Below are 22456 nucleotides of genomic sequence, written 5' to 3'. Positions count from 1 at the left end.
TCATCCTTACTTGTTGCGCCAGTTCGGTTCGCGTTTCTCCAGGAAGGCGTTGACGCCCTCGCGGGTGTCGTCGGCGTCGAACAGGTCGACGAAGCGCTCGCGCTCCTCCGGCAGCCAGGTGTTCGGGCCGCGCTCGCGGGCGCCCTGGATCAGCGGCTTGATGGTGCGCACCGCCACCGGGCTCTGCCGCGCCACCTTGGCCGCCAGCAGCAGGGCGGTGCCGCGGGCCTCGCCGCTGTCCACCACCTGCTCGACCAGGCCGATGCGCTGGGCGGTCTCGGCGTCCACCCGCTCGCCGCAGAGGATCATGCGCTTGGCCCAGCCTTCGCCGACCAGCCAGGCCAGCGCCTGGGTGCCGCCGGCGCACGGCAGCAGGCCCACCGCGGCCTCGGGCAAGGCCATCTGCGCGTGGCGCTCGGCGATGCGGATGTCGCAGGCCAGGGCGCATTCCAGGCCGCCGCCCATGGCGTAGCCGTTGATCGCGGCGATGGACACGCCGCGGAAGTCGCGCAGGGCCTCGAAGGCCTCGCCGAAGCGCCGGGCCATTTCGCGGGCGCGGGCCTTGTCGCCGTCGGCGAACATGTTCAGGTCGGCGCCGGCGGAGAAGAACTTCGGCCCCTGGCCGGTGATCACCAGGGCGTAGATGTCGTCGTCGCGGTTGAGGTGCTCGACGAGCTGGCGCAGGCCGATCAGCGAGTCGCGGTCCCAGGTGTTGGCCGGCGGGTGGTTGATGGTGACCAGCGCGGTATGGCCGTGCTTCTCCACGGTGAGCTTGTGGGTCAGGTCGAAGTGGCCGGGCTTGTAGGGTTCGACTGCGGTGCTCATGGGGTTCTCCTTGGCAGGGCGCGGGCCGGGGCCGGCGCCGGGGTATGCGGGGACTCTAGGGGGCGCGGGCCCGGGCGTCCATGTCCGTTGCGTTCGGATTGGACCGCCCGGGCGGGCGTTTTTTCCATCTTTCTGCGCGGTGCTTTTCGTGGCATGGGTATCGCTTCGCTCAACCCATCCTACGGGCGAGGGCCGGGTGCGGGGCGGTTACAGCAGGCGGTCGAGCATGCCGCCCTGGTCCAGCAGGCGGCGCGCGACTATCACCCGCATGATCTCGTTGGTGCCTTCGAGGATCTGGTGCACGCGGCTGTCGCGCACCCAGCGCTCCAGCGGGTAGTCGTTGAGGTAGCCGTAGCCGCCGTGCAGCTGCAGGGCCTCGTTGCACAGGGCGAAGCAGCGGTCGGTGGCGAAGCGCTTGGCCATGGCGCAGTACAGCGTCGCCTCGGCGTCCTTGTGGTCCAGCCTGTGCGCGGCCAGGCGCACCATCTGGCGGCTGGCGGTGAGGTCGGTGAGCATGTCGGCCAGCTTGAACTGCAGGGCCTGGAACTCGGCCAGGGCCTTGCCGAACTGCTTGCGCTCCTCGACGTAGCGCAGCGACTGCTCCAGCGCCGCCTGGGCCGCGCCCAGGGAGCAGCTGGCGATGTTCAGGCGGCCGCCGTCCAGGCCCTTCATGGCGTAGACGAAGCCCTGGCCTTCCGGGCCGATGCGGTTGCCCGCCGGGATGCGCACGCCCTCGAAGGTAATGGTGCGGGTGGGCTGGGCCTTCCAGCCCATCTTGTCCTCGTTGCGGCCGTAGCGGATGCCCTCGGCGTTGGCCGGCACCAGGAAGCAGGAGATGCCCTTGGCGCCGTCCGCGCCGGTGCGCGCCATGACGATCAGCACGTCGGTGCTGCCTGCGCCGGAGATGAAGGTCTTGGCGCCGTCCAGCACGTACTCCTCGCCGTCGCGGCGGGCGCGGGTGCGCAGGTGCGCGGCGTCGGAGCCGGCGTCCGGCTCGGTGAGGCAGTAGGAGGCCAGCGACTCGCCGCCGATCAGCCCGGGCAGCCACTGCGCCTTGAGCGCGGCGTCGCCGAAGCTGGCGAGCATCCAGGCGGCCATGTTGTGGATGGTGATGTAGGCGGTAGTGGCCACGCAGCCGGCGGCCAGTTGCTCGAAGATCAGCGATGCGGACAGCCGCGACAGGCCCAGGCCGCCGTCGTCCTCGGCGATGTACAGGCCGAGGTAGCCCTGCTCGGCGGCGCGGCGGATGACGTCGACCGGGAAGTGGTGCTCGCGGTCCCAGTCCGCGGCGTGCGGCGCCAGTTCGTGGCGGGCGAAGGCTTTGGCGCTTTCCACCAGCAGGCGCTGTTCTTCGCTGAGATCGAATTCCATGGAGCTTCCTCGGTTTGTTCTTGTGGAGTGAGACAGCTTGCCACGGTTATAGCGCGAGGCGGCCCCCGCTGTGGATTGACGATCTTGCCTGGGGGATGGACGATCTTGGCATTGGATCGACTTCCCAGGGTATTCATCCGCATGTCCGGCAGCCCGCTTCTCTCGGCCTGGCCCCTGCCGCAGCAGGGCGTCCGCTTCATCACCCCGCCGCGGCTGCGCCGCGCCCTGGCGCGGCACCCGCTGGGCCAGGCCTGCTACCCGCTGGCGCTGGGCTATTACCCGGCCGCTGCCGGGCACCGCATGGAGCGCCAGGCGCCGGACGACCACCTGCTGATCTACTGCAGCGCCGGGGAGGGCTGGCTGAGCTGCGCGGATGGACGATTCGAGGTGCTGGCCGGTGACCTGCTGGTGCTGCCCAAGGGCCTGGCCCACGCCTATGGCGCCGCGCCCGGGCGGCCCTGGTCGATCTACTGGGTGCACCTGGACGGCGCCCTGGCCGAGGAGTTCCTGCGCCCGCTGGGTTCCTCGCCGCGCCTGCGGGTGGGCGTGCAGCCGCGCCTGCGCGGGGAGTTCGACGCGCTGCTGGCGCTGCGCCGCCAGGGCCTGAGCCTGCCGCACTTCATCCATGCCGCGCACCTGCTGCAGGCCCTGCTGACCTCCCTGGCGCTGCGCCCGGTGCGCGCCCGGCTGAAGTCCGGCGCGGTGCTGGACATCGAGGCGGTGCAGGCGCTGATGCGCGAGCACCTGGACAGCAGCCTCAACCTCGACGAGCTGGCCGCGCAGTTCCGCCTGTCGCGCTTCCACTTCGCCAAGACCTACCGCGCGCTGACCGGCCGGGCGCCGATCCAGGACTTCATCCGGTTGAAGATGACCCACGCCTGCCGCCTGCTCGACCAGGGCCACCTGGAGGTGCGCCAGGTGGCCGAGCAGCTCGGCTATGCCGATGCCTATTACTTCTCGCGGCTGTTCAAGCGGGTGGTGGGGATGGCGCCCAGCCACTACCGGGCGCTGCACCAGGGCTGAGGCTCAGCGGCCGGCGAGCAGGCGCTGCCAGAGCTTCACTTCTTCGTTCAATTGCGCGCGCAGCTGCGGGATGGGCTGTTGCAGCGCCGGGCAGCCCTGCACCAGGCGGCGGAAGGCCGGCAGCTCGGCCAGGGCGTCGCCGGCCAGGGCCGGATTGCGCAGCTGCTCGGCCACCTGCACCAGGTCGGCGAGGTCGGCCGGGCCGTCGTGCTCGCGGTCCCAGCGGCTGCGCTGGCGGGCGCATTCGATGGTCAGGGTGGGCAGTTTCCAGACGGTCATGATGACCACGCCGATGTCGCCGGACAGTTGCTCGCACAGGCGCTGCAGCGACTCGGCGTCGCGCGGGTACTGCGGCCAGCGCTCCAGCTCGGCCAATAGCGGCAGGCTGCCGACGTCCTGCAGCAGGCCGCCGAGGATGGCGTCGTCGGCCTCGGCCACCTGGCTGTGCTGGGCGAGCAGGGCGCTGTAGGCGGCGCGCTCGCGGGCGGCGTTCCAGCGCGCGCGGAACATCTGCTGGAGGATGCGTTCCTTGCCGATGTAGAGGTTGCGCAGGGAGAAGCCCAACACCAGGTTGCCCAGGCGCCGCGTGCCCAGGCGCGCCAAAACGTCGCGCAGCGAGGCGCAGGGGCGCGCGCCGCGCAGCAGCGGGCTTTCGGCGAACTGCATGAGGTAGGCGGCCAGCGGCGGGTCGGCGTTGATCACCCGCGCCAGTTGCTCCAGCGAAGTGCGCGCATCGCCCAGCAGGCGGCGCACGCGCAGGTGCGACTCGGGCATCTGCGGCACCTTGGCCTCGCCCTTGAGAAAACGGTTGTACAGCGCGAAGCGCACGGCGTCGGCAGGGGGGATGGCAGGAGAGCTTTCCGAGGGATCCATGGACTTTGCCGCATTGACAAGGGGCGGGAGCTTTTCTTAGGGTGCGGCGGCCATGTTCCATCAGGTGTCCCATGACCGAGACCGACGATCGTATCAAACTGGAAGAGAGCTGGAAGAGTGCCCTGCGCGAGGAGTTCGACAAGCCGTACATGCGCGAGCTGGGCGAATTCCTGCGCAGGGAGAAGGCCGCCGGCAAGGTGATCTACCCGCCGGGCCCGCTGATCTTCAACGCTCTCAACTCCACGCCGCTGGACAAGGTGAAGGTGGTGATCATCGGCCAGGACCCCTACCACGGTCCCGGCCAGGCCCACGGCCTGTGCTTCTCGGTGCAGCCGGGGGTGCCGGCGCCGCCGTCGCTGCAGAACATCTACAAGGAGCTGCAGCGCGACCTCAACGTCCCCATTCCCAACCACGGCTACCTGCAGCACTGGGCGGAGCAGGGCGTGCTGCTGCTCAACACCTCGCTGACGGTGGAGCAGGCCCGCGCCGGCTCCCACGCCCAGGCCGGCTGGCAGCAGTTCACCGACCGGGTGATCGAGGTGGTCAACGAGCGCTGCGACGGCGTGGTCTTCCTGCTCTGGGGCTCCCACGCGCAGAGCAAGCAGAAGCTGATCGACCCGCGCAAGCACCTGATCCTCAAGTCCGCCCATCCGTCGCCGTTGTCGGCTTACCGTGGCTTCCTCGGCAACGGGCATTTCAGCCGGACCAACAAGTTCCTCGAGCAGAATGGCAAGACGCCGATCGATTGGGCGTTGCCGGAGGTTTGAGGGCTGGGGTGGTGTGGTGTATGCCGGGTGTTTCGGTGCGGGGTGTGACTACGCGCCCTCTCCCCAACCCTCGGCTGCGCGCCCCGCCCTGAAGGGAGAGGGGGCTGTCCTGAGTGGAGTGGAAGTCAGGCTTCATCCTGAAAGTTCTACTGCGTTGAGGTCAGGTTGAAACCGATCAACCCGGCCGCGCCGAACGGCCCCCTCTCCCTCTGGGAGAGGGCTGGGGTGAGGGTAAGGAGCCAACCCGAACACCACTGCCGACGGTGAACACAATCGCGGACGGAGCCCGCTCCTACCCCCTCCGGTAAGCACAAGACCCGTAGGATGGTGTTGAGCGAAGCGATACCCATCACCGCAACTGCCAGCGGTGAACACCGTTCGCGAGCAAGCTCGCTCCTACGAAAAGCCTTCAGCCTTCCCCGTTCAACTCTCCGGCAGCGTATAGCGCTCGGCGAAATACTGCCGGAAGAACTCCACCGCCACCCGCACCCTGGCCGAGCTGGCCAGGGGCGAGGCGTGCACCGCCCAGATGTCCGCCTGCTGCTGGTATTCCGGCAGCACCTGCACCAGGCGGCCGTCGGCCAGGCTGTCGTGCACGTCCCACCAGGAGCGCAGGAGGATGCCACGGCCGTCCAGGCACCACTGGTGCACCACCTCGCCGTGGTTGGACGACAGCGGACCGGTGACCTTCACGTTCTCCTCGCCGCTGGGCCCCTCCAGGTGCCAGACGCCGAAGGGGTGGTCGCGCTCCTTGATCACCAGGCAGTCGTGGCTGGTCAGCTCGGCCAGGCTGCGCGGCGTGCCGCGTCGTTCCAGATAGCCGGGCGCCGCGCAGAGCACCCGGCGGTTCTTCGCCAGGGGCTTGGCGATGAGGTTGGCGGCGATCTCGTTGCCCACGCGGATGTCCAGGTCCACGCCCTCGGCCACCAGGTCCACCAGGCGGTCGTGGACGTCCAGGCGGATGTCCAACTGCGGGTAGCGCGCCGCCAGCTCCGACAGCGCCGGGGCGACGAAGCGCCGGCCCAGGCCCAGGCTGCTGGCGATGCGCAGCTGGCCGCTGGGCTCGCGGTGCAGCGCCGAGACCTCGTCGCCCATGCGCTGCACCGAGTCGAGGATGCGCAGCGCCCAGTGGTACACCCGTTCGCCGTCCTCGGTCACCGACACCCGCCGGGTGGTGCGGTGCAGCAGGCGCACGCCGAGGTTCTGCTCGAGCAGGCGGATGCGCTTGCTGATGAAGGCGGTAGACATGCCCAGCTCGCTGGCGGCGGCGGCGAAGCTCGCGCGCTTGGCGACCTGGACGAAGACGGCGAGGTCTTCCAGGTTCGGCAGATTGTTCACGATTCGTGTCTTAAGAATCCATGGAAAGCAGGATTATGTTTTCGAATGGCGCTTATAGCATGGTCGGCACGACAAGCCCTACAGCCACAAGAGTGTGCCCAGCATGAGCAAGACCTATCGCATCGCCGCCATCGCCGGCGACGGCATCGGCAACGAAGTCCTCCCCGAAGGCCTGCGCGTCGTCCAGGCGGCGGCCGCCAAACACGGCCTGGCGCTGGAGTTCGAGCACTTCGAGTGGGCCAGCTGCGACTACTACCTGCAGCACGGCAAGATGATGCCCGACGACTGGTTCCAGCAGCTGCAGGGCTTCGACGCCCTGTACTTCGGCGCGGTCGGCTGGCCGGACAAGGTGCCCGACCACATCTCCCTGTGGGGCTCGCTGCTGAAGTTCCGCCGCGAGTTCGACCAGTACGTGAACATCCGCCCGGTGCGCCTGTTCCCCGGCGTGCCGTGCCCGCTGGCGAACAAGCAGCCCGGCGACATCGACTTCGTGGTGATCCGCGAGAACACCGAGGGCGAGTACTCCTCCCTGGGCGGGCGCATGTTCGAAGGCACCGAGAACGAGTTCGTGCTGCAGGAATCGGTATTCACCCGCCGCGGCGTCGACCGCATCCTCAAGTACGCCTTCGACCTGGCCCAGAGCCGCGAGCGCAAGCGCCTGACCTCGGCCACCAAGTCCAACGGCATGGCCGTGAGCATGCCCTACTGGGACGAGCGCACCGAGGCCATGGCCGCGAACTACCCGCAGATCACCTGGGACAAGCAGCACATCGACATACTCTGCGCGCGCTTCGTGCTGCAGCCCGAGCGCTTCGACGTGGTGGTGGCCTCCAACCTGTTCGGCGACATCCTCTCCGACCTCGGCCCGGCCTGCGCCGGCACCATCGGCATCGCACCCTCGGCCAACCTCAACCCCGAGCGCAAGTTCCCCTCGCTGTTCGAGCCGGTGCATGGCTCGGCGCCGGACATCTACGGCAAGAACATCGCCAACCCCATCGCCATGATCTGGTCCGGCGCGCTGATGCTGGACTTCCTCGGCCAGGGCGATGCGCGCTACCGCGCCGCCCATGACGACATCCTCGCGGCCATCGAGCAGGTCATCGCCGAAGGCGAGGTGACCCGCGACATGGGCGGCCAGCGCTCCACCCAGGAAGTGGGCGAGGCCATCGCCGCGCGCGTCGCCGGCTGAGTTCCCCCGGCCCGCTGCGCAACGGGAAGGCGCAGCGGGCCGCCAATGATCCGGAAGGCCCCATGAGACCTGCGCTTCAGGCTTGCAGGGAGAAAGCGTTGCGGGCACAATGTTAACCATTGGATTTTGGTTAACTTAAGGTTTACAGAAGGAAGCGCAAGCACAGCCGAACGAAACAATCCTTCCCACCCACAGACGGGATTTGCCTACCCGCGGGCGGGGAGACTTCCATAGCTCCAGGAGTCGATTGATGTCGCACAAGAACAAAAAGATTGATGTGTTCCTGATTACCGTAAGCCTCGTCGCCGTGCTGCTCACCGTGGTCGGCCTGGCCGCGTTCCCGGAACAGTCCGGGCAGCTGGCCAACACCCTGTTCGAACTCTCCACCCGCACCTTCGGTACCAGCGTGCAGTTGCTGGTGTTCTCCAGCTCCCTGGTGGTGCTGTACCTGGCCTTCAGCAAGTACGGCCACATCCGCCTGGGGAGCGGCAAGCCGGAATACTCCACCGCCACCTGGGTGTTCATGTTCATCTGCGCCGGCATGGGTTCCTCGACCCTGTACTGGGGCGTGATGGAGTGGGCCTACTACTACCAGACCCCCGGCCTGAACATGGTCCCCGAGTCGGCCCAGGCGCTGGAATACAGCGTCAGCTACTCGTTCTTCCACTGGGGCATCAGCGCCTGGTCGATCTACGCCCTGGCCTCGCTGGCCATGGCCTACCACTTCCACGTGCGCAAGAAGAGCGGCCTGAACCTGGCTTCCATCGTCGAGGCCGTCACCGGCTTCAAGGCCACCGGCCCGGTGGGCCGCGCGGTGGACCTGATCTTCCTGCTGACCATGATGGGCGCGCTCACCGTGTCCCTGGCGCTGACCGCCTCGACCCTGACCCGCGGCCTCTCCGGCCTGGTCGGCACGCCGGACACCTTCATGGTGCAGCTGATGGTCATCGGCGTGATCGCCGTGCTCTTCTCGCTCAGCTCCTACATCGGCATCGACGGCGGCCTGCAGCACCTGAGCAAGATGGTCTGCTACGGCGCCCTGGTGTTCGCCGCGGTGGTGCTGCTGGTCGGCCCGACGCAGTTCACCATCAACAACACGGCCAACGCCGTCGGCCTGATGATCCAGAACTACGTGCACATGAGCCTGTTCACCGACCCGGCCGGGGACGGCGCCTTCACCCGCAACTGGACGGTGTTCTACTGGCTCTGGTGGGTGTCCTACGCGCCCGGCGTGGCCATGTTCGTGACCCGCGTGTCGCGTGGCCGGCAGATCAGGGAAGTGGTGTTCGCCCTGCTGATGGGCGGCAGCTTCGGTTGCTGGTTCTTCTTCGGCGCGCTGGAAAGCTACAGCATGCACCAGTTCATCACTGGGGCCATCGACGTGCCGAAGATCCTCAGCGAGCACGGCGGCGAGAGCGCGGTGGAAGCGCTGCTGGCGGCCCTGCCCATGGGCAAGGCGTTCCTCGCCGTGTACCTGTTCATCATGGCGGTGTTCTGCGCCTCGCACATGGACGCCGCGGCCTACGCGGTGGCCGCCACCAGCACCCGCAACCTGCAGGAAGGCGACGACCCGACGCCGACCCACCGGCTGTTCTGGTGCGTGACCCTGACCCTGGTGCCGCTGGCCATGCTCTTCGCCAAGGCCTCGCTGTCGACCATGAAGACCGCGGTGGTGCTCACCGCCATTCCGTTCATGGCGATCCTGCTGGTGAAGATCTACGGCTTCCTCAAGTGGATGGTGCAGGACTACGGCTCGATGCCGGCGCACCTGATCGAGGAAGAGGCCGCCCGCCTGGCCGGCGAGGAGCCCCACGCCGAGCCGCAGCCGGTGGCCGCCGCGGCGCCCGCGCAGTAAGCGATACGGCCCGCCTCCCGAGCGGAGGCGGGCACCCCGCGGCAAATTTTTTTGCCCGGTTTGTTAACCAGTAGATATCCGTTAACCAATAAGTAAAAAGCACGGCGAGCCCGTGCCTGAAACCGGAGACCAACCGATGAACGACTTCCAGCGCCTGCCAGCCGATTTCTGCGCCAACCACGAAGAAGCCTTCACCATCCCCGCGCACTTCTACACCAGCAAGGCGGTGTACGAGCACGAGAAGGAAGCCATCTTCGCCCGCAGCTGGATCTGCGTGGCGCACCGCAGCGAGGTGGCGGAGAACAACGCCTACATCACCCGCGAGGTGATCGGCGAAAGCATCATCGTGGTGCGCGGCCGCGACGGCGTGCTGCGCGCTTTCTACAACGTCTGCCCGCACCGCGGCCACCAACTGCTGGAAGGCAGCGGCAAGGCCAAGAACGTCATCGCCTGCCCGTACCACGCCTGGACCTTCAAGCTCGATGGCGAGCTGACCCACGTGCGCAACTGCGACGCCGTGCAGGGCTTCGACAAGGGCGACTACGGCCTGGTGCCGCTGCGCGTGGAGGAATACGCCGGCTTCATCTTCATCAACATGGACAACGACGCCGGCAGCGTCGAAGACCAGTTGCCGGGCCTGCAGGCGCGCATGCGCCAGGCCTGCGCGGTGATCGACGACCTGCAGCTGGCGGCGCGCTTCGTCACCACCACCCCGGCCAACTGGAAGTCCATCGTCGACAACTACCTGGAGTGCTACCACTGCGGCCCGGCGCACCCCAGCTTCGCCGACTCGGTGGACGTCGGCCAGTACGGCCACACCCTGCACGGCAACTGGTCGCTGCAGTACGGCATCGCCAAGTCCTCGGAGCAGTCGTTCAAGGTCGACGAGTCGGTCAAGGACCCGTCCTTCGCCGGCTTCTGGGCCTGGCCGTGCACCATGTTCAACGTGCCGCCGGGCGCCAACTTCATGACCGTGATCTACGAGTTCCCGGTGGACGCCGAGACCACCCTGCAGCACTACGACATCTACTTCCTCGACAAGGAATTGACCGAGGAGCAGAAGGTGCTGGTGGAGTGGTACCGCGACGTGTTCCGCCCCGAGGACCTGCGCCTGGTGGAAAGCGTGCAGAAGGGCCTGAAGTCCCGCGGCTACCGCGGCCAGGGCCGGATCATGGTGGACAAGCAGCGCAGCGGCATCAGCGAGCACGGCATCGCCCACTTCCACAACCTGATCGCCGTCGCCCACCTGGACGACTGATGGCCAGCGCCGCCACCGAGGTGATCGCGCTGGCTAGCGCCACCCTGCTGATCTCCAACGAGGTGGCGCCGTTCGGCGGGGTGAAGCGGTCCGGCCTGGGCCGCGAGGGCTCCAAGTACGGCATCGAGGACTATCTGGAAATCAAGTACCTGTGCCTCGCCGTCTGAGCGGGGGAGAGGTCACGGGGAGCGGCAGGGCCTGCCGCTCGCCCTTGCAGTCGAGGTGAATGATGGCCAACAAATACGAGATGTTCAGCGTCCGCGTCAGCGCGGTGGAACAGGCGACGCCGCTGATCAAGCGCTTCACCCTGGTGCGCGAGGACGGCCAGGCGCTGCCGGCGTTCAGCGGCGGCAGCCATGTGATCGTGCAGGACCCGGCGGGTAGTTTCAGCAACGCCTACTCGCTGATGAGCGACCCGCGCGACCTCAGTCACTACCAGATCGGCGTGCGCCTGGAAGAGCAGTCCAGGGGCGGCTCGGCCTTCATGCACGGCCAGGTGGAGGTCGGCACCCGGCTGACCATCTCTACGCCGAACAACCTGTTCGCCCTGGACCCCGGCGCCGGGCGCCACGTGCTGATCGCCGGCGGCATCGGCATCACCCCGTTCCTGGCCCAGCTGCACGACCTGGAAGGCGGCGCTACGCCCTACGAGCTGCACTACGCGTTCCGCAGCCCGGAGCACGGCGCGTTCCAGGCCGAGCTGGAGCAGGGCCCGCACGCCGGGCACGTGCGCTTCTACATCGACAGCCTGGGGCGTAAGCTCGACCTGGCAGCGCTGTTCGCCGGCCTGGCCGCGGACGCCCATGTGTACGTGTGCGGGCCCAAGCCGCTGATCGATGCGGTGATCGAAGGCGCCAAGGCAGCCGGCATCGCGGACGAGCGCGTGCACTGGGAACAGTTCGCCGCCGCCCCGGCCGAAGGCGCCGCCTTCACCGTGGTGCTGGCCCGTTCCGGCCGCGAACTGCGGGTGGAGGAGGGCATGACCATCCTCCAGGCCATCGAGAACGTGAAGGCGGCCAAGGTCGAATGCCTGTGCCGCGAGGGCGTCTGCGGCACCTGCGAGACGGCGATCCTCGAAGGCGAGGCGGAGCACTTCGACCAGTACCTGAGCGACGCGGAAAAGGCCGCGCAGCAGAGCCTGATGCTGTGCGTATCGCGCGCCCGGACGGCGCGGTTGGTGATCGATCTCTGACACCGATGCGCTTCGTAGGAGCGCGCCCTGCGCGCGAATCGCGGGCAGGGCCCGCTCCTACAGGTGGTTAGCCGGAGGTATCGGCGCGATTCGCGGATGAGATCCGCTACGGGGTGGCCTCACGATTGTGCCAGGGCTGCTCTTCGTAGGAGCGAGCTTGCTCGCGAACCCAACCATCCGTCACTGGGTTATTCCCCTTCGGGCCAGCGCAAGCGCTGTTCGCGATGGAGCCGCGTCCCGCGTTCGCGGGAATGACGAGGATAGTAAGGAGTTTCAGGATGAGTCCAAACTTCCCATCCGCTCAGGACAGCCCCCTCTCCCTTCAGGGAGAGGGTTGGGGAGAGGGGCTCTTCGCGCCCGGCCAGCCTCAATGCTTGATCATCACGTGCCGCGCCACCGTGTAGTCCTCCAGGCCGTACATCGACAGGTCCTTGCCGTAGCCGGACTGCTTGAAGCCGCCGTGGGGCATTTCGCTGCACAGCATGAAGTGGGTGTTCACCCAGGTGCAGCCATACTGCAGGCGCGCCGCCACCCGGCTGGCGCGGCCGACGTCGCGGGTCCACACCGAGCTGGCCAGGCCGTACTCGGAGTCGTTGGCCCAGCGGATGGCCTGCTCGACGTCGCCGAAGGGCGTGACCGAGACCACCGGGCCGAACACCTCGTTGCGCACGATCTCGTCGTCCTGCTGGGCGTTGGCCACCACCGTCGGCTGGTAGAAGAAGCCGTTGCCGGCCACCGCCGCGCCGCCGGTGGCGATGCGGATGTGCGGGCTGGCCTTGGCCCGTTCGACGAAGCCGGAGACGCGCTCGCGCTGGCTGGCGGTGATCAGCGGGCCCAGTTCGGTGGCCGGGTCGTCCTGCAGGCCGGTCTTCAGGCTGGACACGGCGCTGGCCAGGTCGGCGACGAAGTTGTCGTAGATCTTCTTGCCGGCGTAGATGCGGCAGGCCGCGGTGCAGTCCTGGCCCGCGTTGTAGAAGCCGAAGGTGCGGATGCCCTCGACCACGTCGGCCAGGTCGGCGTCGTCGAAGACGATCACCGGGGCCTTGCCGCCCAGTTCCATGTGCAGGCGCTTCACGCTGTCGGCGGCGCTGCGGATGATGTTCTTGCCGGTGCCCACCGAGCCGGTCAGCGAGACCATGCGCACCAGCGGGTGGCTCACCAGCGGGCTGCCCACCGTGGGGCCGCGGCCGAACACCAGGTTGACCACCCCGGCGGGGAACAGCTCGGCGATGAACTCGGCCAGGCGCAGGGCGGTCAGCGGCGTCTGCTCCGAGGGCTTGAGCACCACGCAGTTGCCGGCGGCCAGGGCCGGGCCGAGCTTCCAGGCGGCCATCATCAGCGGGTAGTTCCAGGGCGCGATGGAGGCGATCACCCCCACCGGGTCGCGGCGGATCATCGAGGTGAAGCCGGGCAGGTACTCGCCGGCCGCCGAGCCGGGCAGGCAGCGGCAGGCCCCGGCGAAGAAGCGGAACACGTCGGCGATGGCCGGGATTTCGTCGTTCAGCGCGGCGGCGTAGGGTTTGCCGCAGTTCTGCGATTCCAGGCGCGCCAGCTCCGCGGCGTGTTCCTCGATTTTGTCGGCCAGGCGCAGCAGGAGCTGCGCGCGGTCCTTCGGGGTGGTCTGCGACCAGCCGTCGAAGGCGGCGTCGGCGGCGCGCACGGCAGCGTCCACCTGGGCCTCGCTGGCCTCGGCTATCTGGCCCAGCACCTCGCCGGTGGAGGGGTTGAGGATGTCCAGTTTCTCGCCTTCGCCGGCGACGAACTGGCCGTTGATCAGGAGTTTGCTTTGCATTGCGGGGCTCCTCTGCTTCGGTGGCTGGATGCCCGCCGCGGCGGGCCGCCGGTTCACTTGCCGCCGCCGGCCACGTCGCTGGTGCCGCGGGTCAGGTAGTAGGCGCCGAGGATCGGCAGCATGGTCGCCAGCATCACCAGCATGGCCACCACGTTGGTGATGGGCACGTCGCGCGGGCGGGTGAGCTGGTTCAGCAGCCACAGCGGCAGGGTGCGCTCGTGGCCGGCGGTGAAGGTGGTGACGATGATCTCGTCGAAGGACAGCGCGAAGGCCAGCATGCCGCCGGCCAGCAGGGCGGTGGCGATGTTCGGCAGGACGATGTAGCGGAAGGTCTGCCAGCCGTCGGCGCCCAGGTCCATGGAGGCCTCGATGAGGCTGAACGAGGTGCGGCGGAAGCGCGCGATCACGTTGTTGTAGACGATCACCACGCAGAAGGTCGCGTGGCCGATGACGATGGTCAGGAAGCCCGGCTCGATGCCGAGGGTCTTGAACGCCGAGAGCAGCGCGATGCCGGTGATGATGCCGGGCAGGGCGATGGGCAGGATGAGCATCAGCGAGATGCCCTCCTTGCCGAAGAAGTCGCGGCGGTACAGCGCGCCGGCGGCCAGGGTGCCGAGGACCATGGCCACCAGGGTGGCGACGCAGGCGATCTTCACCGACAGCCAGATGGCGTCGAGCACGTCGCCGCGCTGGGCCACCTCGGCGAACCAGCGCAGGGTGAAGCCCTGCAGCGGGAAGCTGTAAGCCGACTCCTCGGTGTTGAAGGCATAGAGCAGGATCACCAGGATCGGGAAGTGCAGGAACACCAGCCCGCCCCAGGCGGCCAGGCGCAAGGCCCAGGAAGCTCGTTCAGAGTGCATCGAAGGCCCCCAGCCGCTTGGCGATGGACAGGTAGACGGCGATCAGCACGATGGGCACCAGGGTGAAGGCCGCGGCCAGCGGCATGTTGCCGATGGAGCCCTGCTGCACGTAGACCATGGTGCCGATGAACAGCCCGCTGGGGCCCACCAGCTGCGGGATGATGAAGTCGCCCAGAGTCAGGCTGAAGGTGAAGATGGAGCCGGCCACCACGCCGGGGAAGGCCAGCGGCAGGATGACCTGGGCGAAGGTCTGCCGCGGCCGCGCGCCCAGGTCGGCGCTGGCCTGCAGCAGCGACGGCGGCAGGCGCTCCAGGGCGGCCTGGATCGGCAGGATCATGAACGGCAGCCAGATGTAGGTGAACACCCAGAAACGCCCCAGGTGCGAGGTGGACAGGGTGTTGCCGCCCACCCCGGGCACGTCCAGCAGCAGGTCGAGCAGGCCCAGCAGGTGCAGCTTCTCGATGATCCAGTAGAGGATGCCGCCCTTGGCCAGGATCACCGTCCAGGCGTAGGCCTTGACGATGTAGCTGGCCCACATCGGCAGCATCACCGCGATATAGAAGAAGGCCTTTTCCTTGGGCCCGGCGAAGCGCGCCATGTAGTAGGCGATGGGGAAGGCCAGCACGGCGCTGGCCAGGGACACCGCCACGGCCATGCCCAGGGTGCGCAGGACGATGTCGTAGTTGGCCGGGTTGAACAGCGCCGCGTAGTTGGCCAGGGTCAGCTGCGGCGTCACCGCCATGGTGAAGTCGTCGAAGGTGTAGAAGCTCTGCCAGAGCAGGGCGAACAGCGCGCCGATGTAGATCACGCCGAACCACAGCAGCGGCGGGATCAGCAGCATCAGCAGGTAGAGGCCGCTGCGCCGGTAGAGGAAGCTGGAGACGGCGCGCATCATGGCAGCGGTTCCTCGCGCAGCGGCACCAGCGCGCTGCGCGCCCAGCAGGCGCTGACCGCCTCGCCGGGCTGGGGGCGCTGCTCCTCGCGCTCGCCGTTGGGCAGCGCGGCCACCAGCCGGCCGCCGGCGTCCAGGGCGATCTCGTAGCGGCTGGCGGCGCCCAGGTACTGCACGTCCACCAGGGTGCCGGCGACCTGCAGCTCACCCTCGCGCGGCTGGCCGAAGCGCACGTGCTCCGGGCGCAGCGACCAGGCCCCGGCCTTGCCGAGCAGGCGCCGGGCGAGGTCGCCGCGCAGCACGTTGGCGGTGCCGACGAACTCGGCGACGAAGGGCGTGGCCGGTTTCATGTAGAGGTTGCGCGGGGTGTCCACCTGTTCGATGCGGCCCTTGTTGAACACCGCCACGCGGTCGGACATGGACAGCGCCTCGCCCTGATCGTGGGTGACGAAGATGAAGGTGATGCCCAGCTGGCGCTGCAGTTTCTTCAGTTCCACCTGCATCTGTTCGCGCAGCTTCAGGTCCAGCGCGCCCAGGGGTTCGTCCAGCAACAGCACCCGCGGGCGGTTGACCAGGGCCCGGGCCAGGGCCACGCGCTGGCGCTGGCCGCCGGAGAGCTGCGCCGGCTTGCGGCTGCCGTAGGTGGCGAGGGCGACCATGTCCAGCGCCTCTTCGGCGCGCTTGAGCCGCTCGGCCTTGGCCACGCCCTTGACCTTGAGGCCGTAGGCGACGTTGTCCAGCACGTTCATGTGCGGGAACAGCGCGTAGTCCTGGAACACCGTGTTCACGTCGCGTTCGTAGGGCGGCAGCCCGGCGGCTTCCTGGCCGTGGATGCGGATGGAGCCGGAGGAGGGCTGCTCGAACCCGGCGATCAGGCGCAGGCAGGTGGTCTTGCCCGAGCCGGAGGGGCCGAGCATGGAGAAGAACTCGCCGTCGCGGATCTCGATGGACACCCGGTCGACGGCTTTCACCTCGCCGTAGTGGCGGCTCACCTCGGTGAACTGGACGGCTGTGGTCATGGCGCTACCCGCGTGGCTGGTGTGCTTTAACAGGGTAGTGCATGGGGGAGGGGCGGGCTGGATCCAGACGTAGGGCGTACAAGCGTTCGCGGTTGTACGCCGTTGCGCCCAAGGTCGAACCCGAGTGGGCCGGCGATCGAGGTCAGGCGGCGGATAACCGCGAACGGTTATTCGCCCTACGCTCCTGGATGCTTGATCGTGGCGGGGAGGGCGTTCCCTCTCCCTAACCCTCTCCCTGAAGGGAGAGGGGACCGTTCGGAGTGCGCTGATGCTCTTGAGTTAGCCGGCTAGGACAGAGATCGCCGGCTGAAGCCAGGCCTTCTCTCGGCACGGACTAGCCCCCTCTCCCTTCAGGGAGAGGGCTGGGGAGAGGGCGCTCTTGGTCCTGGCACCGCAGCCACCGGCAAACCCCGTTCGCGAGCAAGCTCGCTCCTACGAAAAGCCAGAGCGCTACCTGCCGCCCATGATCGCGATGTAATCCTGCGTCCAGCGGCTATAGGGCACGTACTTCCCACCCTCCGCCTGCGGCGTCTTCCAGAAGGCGATGCGCTCGAACTGGTCGTAGCCGTTGGTGGCGCAGCCTTCGGCGCCGAGCAGTTGGCTGCCCTTGCAGCCGGCCGGCGCCGCCGGCACCGAGCCGAACCAGGCGGCGACGTCGCCCTGCACCTTGGGCTCCAGCGACCAGTTCAGCCACTTGTAGGCGCAGTTCGGGTGCTTGGCGTCGACGTGCAGCATGGTGGTGTCGGCCCAGCCGGTGACGCCCTCGGCGGGGATGGTCGAGGCGATCGGCTGTTTCTCGCCCTGCAGGGCGTTGACCTGGTAGGGCCAGGAGCCGGAGGCGGCCACGCCTTCGTTCTTGAAGTCGCTCATCTGCACGGTCGCGTCGTGCCAGTAGCGGTGGATCAGCGCGTGCTGGGCGCGCAGCAGCTTGAGCACCGCGGCGTACTGCGCCTCGGTGAGCTGGTACGGGTCCTGGATGCCCAGGGACGGCTCGGTGGCCTTCAGGTAGAGCGCGGCGTCGGCGATGTAGATGGGCCCGTCGTAGGCCTGCACGCGGCCCTTGTTGCTCTTGCCGTCGGGCAGTTGCTGTTCCTTGAACACCACGCTCCAGCTGTCCGGCGCCTTGGGGAACACCTTGGTGTTGTACATCAGCACGTTCGGGCCCCATTGGTAGGGCGTGCCATAGTGCTTGCCGTCCACGGTGTGCCAGGGCGCGTCCTGCAGGCGCGGGTCGACGTTCTTCCAGTTGGGGATCAGGCTGACGTCGATCGGCTGCACGCGCTTGCCGTACACCAGGCGCAGCGAAGCGTCGCCCGAGGCGGTGACCAGGTCGTAGCCGCCCTTGGCCATCAGGCTGACCATTTCGTCGGAGGTGGCGGCGGTCTTCACGTTGACCTTGCAGCCGGTCTCCTTCTCGAAGGGCGTCACCCAGTCGTAGTTCTTGTCGCTCTCGCCGCGCTCGATGTAGCCGGGCCAGGCGATGATGTCGAGGGCGCCCTCGGGCGCGCCGAGCTGGGCGGCCTGCGGGGCGGCGCTGGCCAGGGCGCAGGCGCCGGCGAAGGCCAGGGGGGCGAGTTTCGGGGAAGGCATGGTCGGACTCCTGTTGGGGGTTCGGAGCCTCTGCGGTCGTAGCGCACCGCGGGCGGGGCACCTGGGCGACAGTAGCGGGTCATGGCGAAACGACATCTCTGGCAGCCTAGCCGCGCCCGGCGGGGGCTACAAGCGCAGGCTCGCCATCCACGCATAAGCATAGGCGCAAGCGCGCCGGGCCGGTCGCCGCCGCTGGCCTAGACTGAAGCGGTTGGCGCCAAAAGGGGCGGCGCCGGCCCGCTGCCCGCGCCGCTTGCACCAAAGTGGCGCGCCAGTGCCGGGCGTGTTTTGCAAGCCATTGAAACCCAAGGCTTTGTTTCGATGGCACGGGGCTTGCGATGGCAAGGCTACTGGTGGCGACAAGGAGTTCGGCATGTCCCGCACTTTCTACGACGAGATGTATGACGCGAATGGCCAGTGCCGGGCGCACTACCGCGAATTCGCCCGCTGGCTGGCGGCGGCGGCGCCGGAAACCCTGGAGCAGCGCCGGCGCGAGGCCGACCTGCTGTTCCACCGCGCCGGCATCACCTTCACCCTCTATGGCGACGAGCAGGGCACCGAGCGCCTGATCCCCTTCGACACCATCCCGCGCAGCATTCCCATGAGCGAATGGCGCGTGGTGGAGCGCGGCTGCATCCAGCGGGTGCGCGCGCTGAACATGTTCCTCGCCGACCTCTACCACGGGCAGCGCATCATCAAGGCCGGGGTGGTCCCGGCGGAGCAGGTGCTGACCAACGAGGGCTACCAGATCGCCATGCAGGGCCTGGACCTGCACCGCGACCTCTATGCCCACATCGCCGGCGTCGACCTGGTGCGCGACGCCGACGGCAGCTACTACGTGCTGGAGGACAACCTGCGCACCCCCAGCGGCGTGAGCTACATGCTCGAAGACCGCAAGATGATGATGCGGCTGTTCCCCGAGCTGTTCGCCGCGCAGCGCATCGCGCCCATCGACCACTACCCGAACCTGCTGCTGGAGACCCTGCGCAGCTCCAGCCCGCTGGACAACCCCAGCGTGGTGGTGCTGACCCCCGGGCGCTTCAACAGCGCCTACTTCGAGCACGCCTTCCTCGCCCGCGAGATGGGCGTGGAACTGGTGGAAGGCGCCGACCTGTTCGTCCGCGACGAGCGCGTGTACATGCGCACCACCGCCGGCCCGCGCCCGGTGGACGTGATCTACCGGCGCCTGGACGACGCCTTCCTCGACCCGCTGGCCTTCAACCCCGAGTCGATGCTCGGCGTGCCCGGCCTGCTGGCGGCCTACCGCGCCGGCAACGTGGTGCTGGCCAACGCCATCGGCACCGGGGTGGCCGACGACAAGTCGATCTATCCCTACGTCGGCGACATGGTGCGCTTCTACCTGTCCGAGGAACCCATCCTGAAGAACGTGCCCACCTGGCAGTGCCGCAAGCCGGCCGACCTGTCCCACGTGCTGACGCACCTGCCGCAGCTGGTGGTCAAGGAAACCCAGGGCTCCGGCGGCTACGGCATGCTCGTCGGTCCTGCGGCCAGCAGCCAGGAGATCGAGGCCTTCCGCGAGCGCATCAAGGCCCGCCCGCACGCCTACATCGCCCAGCCGACGCTGTGCCTGTCGACCTGCCCGACCTACGTCGACAGCGGCATCGCGCCGCGGCACATCGACCTGCGACCGTTCGTGCTGTCCGGCCGCGAGACGCGCCTGGTGCCCGGCGGGCTGACCCGCGTGGCGCTGCGCGAGGGCTCGCTGGTGGTCAATTCGTCACAGGGTGGCGGTACCAAGGACACCTGGGTGGTGGAGGACTGAGATGCTGAGCCGTACCGCAGCCGACCTGTACTGGATGTCCCGCTACCTGGAGCGCGCGGAGAACCTCGCGCGCATGCTCGACGTGAGCTATTCGCTGTCGCTGATGCCGGCGGACGACCGCGGCGGCGGCGCCGACGAACTGGCCATGCCGCTTTTGATCACCGGCACCATGGACGACTACCTGGAGCGCCACGGGAAGATGCAGCCCGAGCGCATGCTGCATTTCTTCGCCCTCGACGCCGACAACCCGGCGAGCATCTACCGCTGCCTGCAGGCCGCCCGCGGCAACGCCCACGCGGTGCGCGGGCGGATCACCGCGGACATCTGGGAGAACATCAACGCCACCTGGCTGGAGATGCGCAGCATCGCCCAGCAGGGCCTGGGCCGCTATGGCATCAGCCGCTTCTGCGAATGGGTCAAGGAGCGCTCGTACCTGTTCCGCGGCGCTACCTACGGCACCATCATGCGCGGCGAGGCTTCCAGCTTCATCCGCCTGGGCACCTTCATCGAACGCGCCGACAACACCCTGCGCCTGCTCGACGCCCGCTACGAACTGCTCGGCGAGGAGGCCGAGGAGGTCAGCGACACCTCGGCGCGCGGCTACTACCAGTGGAGCGCGCTGCTGCGCGCGCTGTCCTCCTTCGAAGCCTACAACGAGATCTACCGTGGCTCGCCCGATGCCCGCCAGGTGTCCGAACTGCTGCTCTTGCGTGCCGAGGTGCCCCGTTCCCTGCAAGCCTGCGTGGAGGAACTGGACGGCATCCTATCCACCTTGCCCGGCGACAACGGCCGCCCGGCGCAGCGCCTGGCCGCCGAACTGGCCGCGCGCCTGCGCTACACGGCGATCGACGAAATCCTCGGTGACGGCCTGCACGCCTGGCTCACCGATTTCATCCTGCTGATCCGCCAGCTGGCCCGGGCAATCCACAGTTCCTATCTGGAGGCCGTATGAAACTCGCCATCAGCCACGACACCACCTACCGCTACGACGACCCGGTGCGCGCCAGCATCCAGTACCTGCGCCTGACGCCCCAGGAAAGCGAGCGCCAGCATGTGCTCAGCTGGGAGCTCACGCTGCCGCGCCCGGCCCGCGCCCAGCGCGACCCCTACGGCAACGTGCTGCATGTGCTGAGCATCGACGAACCCCACGAGGCCGTGGTGATCCGCGCCCGCGGCCTGGTGGAGATCGACGAGAGCCGCGAGGCCGAGCACGACGCCCAGTCGCCGCTGCCGTTCTTGCGCTTCACCCGCCTGACCACCCCGGACGACGCCCTGCGCGCCTTCGCCCTGGCGCAGTGCGGCGAGGCCCGCGACCGCAGCGCGCTGATCAGGCTGATGCATGCCCTGCACGGGCAGATGCCGTTCCAGCCGGGCGCCACGGGTGTGGAGAGCACTGCGGCCGAGGCCTTCGCCGGCGCCGCCGGGGTCTGCCAGGACCACACCCACGCTTTCCTCGCCTGCGCCCGCAGCCTGGGCATCCCGGCGCGCTTCGTCTCCGGCTACCTGTACCGCGGCAGCGACCGGGACCTGGCCAGCCACGCCTGGGCCGAGGCCTGGCTGGACGACGCCTGGTACAGCTTCGACGTGACCAACGAACTGGCGCGCCCGGAGCGCCACCTGAAGCTGGCGGTGGGCCTGGACTACCTGGACGCCTGCCCGGTGCGCGGCATGCGCCGCGGCAGCGGCCTGGGCGAGCAGATGCACGCGCGGGTGGTGGTGGCGCCGCTGCTGCGCAGCCAGCAGTGAGGCCGGCGGGGGAGGCAGCCACGGGATGGAAACCGGGGTGGTCTAGTATTGCCGGGCAACCCCTGAAGAAGGCCATCCCATGACCTATTGCGTAGCCATGTGCCTGGACGAGGGCCTGGTGTTCGCCTCGGACTCGCGGACCAACGCCGGCATCGACCACATCGCCACCTTCCGCAAGCTGTTCACCTTCGGGGTGCCCGGCGAGCGCCTGATCGTGCTGCAGAGCGCCGGCAACCTGGCCACCTCGCAGTCGGTGGTGAACCTGCTGAAGCAGCGCCTGGGCGACGCCGCCCAGGTGAACCTGCACAGCGTGCCGACGCTCTACGAAGCCACCGCGCTGGTGGCCGCCACCGTGCGCGAAGTGGTGGCCCGCGACGCCGTGCCCCTGGCCGGCAACACCGACCTGACCTGTTCCTTCCTGGTCGGCGGGCAGATCGCCGGCAGCCCGCCGGAGCTGTACAGCATCTACCCCCAGGGCAACTTCATCCAGGCCACCGAGGACACGCCCTTCCTGCAGCTGGGCGAGAGCAAGTACGGCAAGCCGATCCTCGACCGCAACCTGGAGTTCACCACCAGCCTGGCCGAGGGCCTGCGTTGCGCGCTGGTGTCCTTCGACTCGACGATTCGAAGCAACCTATCGGTGGGCATGCCGCTGGACCTGCTGGTGTACCACCGCGACAGCCTGATCGTCCCGGCGGGCTACCGGGTGACGGAGGAGGATGCGTACTACGCGAGCATCCGCAAGCAATGGTCGGCGGGGTTGCATGAGCTGCTGGCGGAGCTGCCGGCGCCGCCGGTGGAGTACAACATCTAGCGAGGGTGTTGGGTTCAAGAGCGCCCTCTCCCCAACCCTCTCCCGCAAGCGGGAGAGGGGGCTGTCCTGAGCGGGGTTGGAGTCAGGCACCATCCTCCACCCTCGTCATTCCCGCGAACGCGGGAACCCAGTGACGGGTGGTTGGGTTCGCGAGCAAGCTCGCTCCTACGAAAAGCCAAAGCGCATTCGCTCTGGCTTTTGCTCTTGAGACTTCCAGAGAAACATCCGCGCACTCCGAAACGCCCCTTCAGAAGGCCGAGCGAAACCGG

19 protein-coding genes and 1 pseudogene are annotated in these 22456 nt (G+C 68.2%); 11 read left to right on the top strand and 9 right to left on the bottom strand.

The genetic code is table 11. The features are described from left to right. Positions 1–6: 6 nt before the first annotated feature. Both QSJ95_RS31365 and QSJ95_RS31360 read right to left on the bottom strand, forming a co-directional pair. Complete coding sequence (locus QSJ95_RS31365) at positions 7–825, bottom strand: enoyl-CoA hydratase (RefSeq protein ID WP_043272117.1); 819 nt, start codon at positions 823–825, stop codon at positions 7–9. 207 nt (positions 826–1032) lie between these two features. Continuing rightward, positions 1033–2196, bottom strand: coding sequence for an isobutyryl-CoA dehydrogenase (locus QSJ95_RS31360; protein WP_285647580.1), 1164 nt, complete (start codon positions 2194–2196; stop codon positions 1033–1035). Between the two features lie 141 nt (positions 2197–2337). Here QSJ95_RS31360 and QSJ95_RS31355 point away from each other — a divergent pair, with 141 nt between their 5' ends. Further along, the gene (locus QSJ95_RS31355) at positions 2338–3219 is read left to right on the top strand and encodes an AraC family transcriptional regulator (protein WP_061562117.1); all 882 of its coding nucleotides are present in this window, start codon (positions 2338–2340) and stop codon (positions 3217–3219) included. Between the two features lie 3 nt (positions 3220–3222). Here QSJ95_RS31355 and QSJ95_RS31350 read toward each other — a convergent pair whose 3' ends face one another. After that, positions 3223–4092: an HDOD domain-containing protein gene (locus QSJ95_RS31350; RefSeq protein WP_285647577.1), complete on the bottom strand. Its 870-nt coding sequence runs from the start codon at positions 4090–4092 to the stop codon at positions 3223–3225. 71 nt (positions 4093–4163) lie between these two features. Between QSJ95_RS31350 and ung the strand changes: the two genes are divergently transcribed. Beyond that, positions 4164–4859 (top strand): uracil-DNA glycosylase, encoded by a 696-nt coding sequence (gene ung, locus QSJ95_RS31345; protein WP_043272115.1) that lies wholly within the window; start codon positions 4164–4166, stop codon positions 4857–4859. Positions 4860–5282: 423 nt separating this feature from the next. Here ung and QSJ95_RS31340 read toward each other — a convergent pair whose 3' ends face one another. Next, a complete protein-coding gene (locus tag QSJ95_RS31340; RefSeq protein WP_285647573.1) occupies positions 5283–6197 on the bottom strand; it encodes a LysR substrate-binding domain-containing protein in 915 nt (304 codons plus the stop codon). Between the two features lie 103 nt (positions 6198–6300). Here QSJ95_RS31340 and QSJ95_RS31335 point away from each other — a divergent pair, with 103 nt between their 5' ends. The 5 genes and pseudogenes from QSJ95_RS31335 (at position 6301) to QSJ95_RS31315 (ending at position 11691) form a co-directional block, all read left to right on the top strand. After that, positions 6301–7386, top strand: a complete 1086-nt coding sequence (locus tag QSJ95_RS31335) for a tartrate dehydrogenase (RefSeq protein ID WP_058490192.1) — start codon at positions 6301–6303, stop codon at positions 7384–7386. Between the two features lie 250 nt (positions 7387–7636). After that, on the top strand, positions 7637–9241 hold the full coding sequence (locus QSJ95_RS31330; protein ID WP_043318202.1) for a BCCT family transporter: 1605 nt from the start codon (positions 7637–7639) through the stop codon (positions 9239–9241). A gap of 136 nt (positions 9242–9377) precedes the next feature. Continuing rightward, positions 9378–10499, top strand: coding sequence for an aromatic ring-hydroxylating oxygenase subunit alpha (locus tag QSJ95_RS31325; RefSeq protein WP_285647569.1), 1122 nt, complete (start codon positions 9378–9380; stop codon positions 10497–10499). Between the two features lie 41 nt (positions 10500–10540). Beyond that, positions 10541–10666, top strand: a pseudogene (locus QSJ95_RS31320) (aldehyde dehydrogenase family protein); the annotation flags it as partial. 62 nt (positions 10667–10728) lie between these two features. Further along, positions 10729–11691 carry a PDR/VanB family oxidoreductase gene (locus QSJ95_RS31315; RefSeq protein ID WP_285647567.1) on the top strand — a complete coding sequence of 321 codons (963 nt, stop codon included), beginning with the start codon at positions 10729–10731 and terminating at the stop codon, positions 11689–11691. Between the two features lie 367 nt (positions 11692–12058). Here QSJ95_RS31315 and QSJ95_RS31310 read toward each other — a convergent pair whose 3' ends face one another. From QSJ95_RS31310 to ydcS, 5 genes are all read right to left on the bottom strand, one after another. Then, positions 12059–13483 carry a gamma-aminobutyraldehyde dehydrogenase gene (locus QSJ95_RS31310; protein ID WP_285647565.1) on the bottom strand — a complete coding sequence of 475 codons (1425 nt, stop codon included), beginning with the start codon at positions 13481–13483 and terminating at the stop codon, positions 12059–12061. Positions 13484–13536: 53 nt separating this feature from the next. Then, positions 13537–14343 carry an ABC transporter permease gene (locus QSJ95_RS31305; protein WP_009618775.1) on the bottom strand — a complete coding sequence of 269 codons (807 nt, stop codon included), beginning with the start codon at positions 14341–14343 and terminating at the stop codon, positions 13537–13539. Beyond that, positions 14333–15238, bottom strand: coding sequence for an ABC transporter permease (locus tag QSJ95_RS31300; protein WP_009618777.1), 906 nt, complete (start codon positions 15236–15238; stop codon positions 14333–14335). The genes QSJ95_RS31305 and QSJ95_RS31300 overlap by 11 nt, the downstream gene beginning before the upstream one ends. Then, positions 15235–16254 (bottom strand): ABC transporter ATP-binding protein, encoded by a 1020-nt coding sequence (locus QSJ95_RS31295; protein WP_285647561.1) that lies wholly within the window; start codon positions 16252–16254, stop codon positions 15235–15237. The genes QSJ95_RS31300 and QSJ95_RS31295 overlap by 4 nt, the downstream gene beginning before the upstream one ends. Positions 16255–16704: 450 nt before the next feature. Then, positions 16705–17844, bottom strand: coding sequence for a putative ABC transporter substrate-binding protein YdcS (gene ydcS, locus QSJ95_RS31290; RefSeq protein ID WP_043272108.1), 1140 nt, complete (start codon positions 17842–17844; stop codon positions 16705–16707). A 373-nt stretch (positions 17845–18217) separates the two neighbouring features. On the opposite strand from ydcS, the gene QSJ95_RS31285 reads away from it, so the two are divergent. The 4 genes from QSJ95_RS31285 (at position 18218) to QSJ95_RS31270 (ending at position 22187) form a co-directional block, all read left to right on the top strand. Beyond that, positions 18218–19627: a circularly permuted type 2 ATP-grasp protein gene (locus tag QSJ95_RS31285; protein ID WP_285647558.1), complete on the top strand. Its 1410-nt coding sequence runs from the start codon at positions 18218–18220 to the stop codon at positions 19625–19627. A 1-nt stretch (position 19628) separates the two neighbouring features. Further along, on the top strand, positions 19629–20579 hold the full coding sequence (locus QSJ95_RS31280) for an alpha-E domain-containing protein (RefSeq protein WP_009618784.1): 951 nt from the start codon (positions 19629–19631) through the stop codon (positions 20577–20579). Further along, positions 20576–21373 (top strand): transglutaminase family protein, encoded by a 798-nt coding sequence (locus QSJ95_RS31275; protein WP_285647555.1) that lies wholly within the window; start codon positions 20576–20578, stop codon positions 21371–21373. The genes QSJ95_RS31280 and QSJ95_RS31275 overlap by 4 nt, the downstream gene beginning before the upstream one ends. Before the next feature lie 79 nt (positions 21374–21452). Beyond that, positions 21453–22187, top strand: a complete 735-nt coding sequence (locus QSJ95_RS31270; protein ID WP_285647553.1) for a proteasome-type protease — start codon at positions 21453–21455, stop codon at positions 22185–22187. Positions 22188–22456: the final 269 nt, after the last annotated feature.

Source organism: Pseudomonas sp. NBRC 100443 (assembly GCF_030268185.1).
Lineage (GTDB): Bacteria > Pseudomonadota > Gammaproteobacteria > Pseudomonadales > Pseudomonadaceae > Pseudomonas > Pseudomonas citronellolis.
This window is presented reverse-complemented; position numbering and strand designations above follow the sequence as displayed.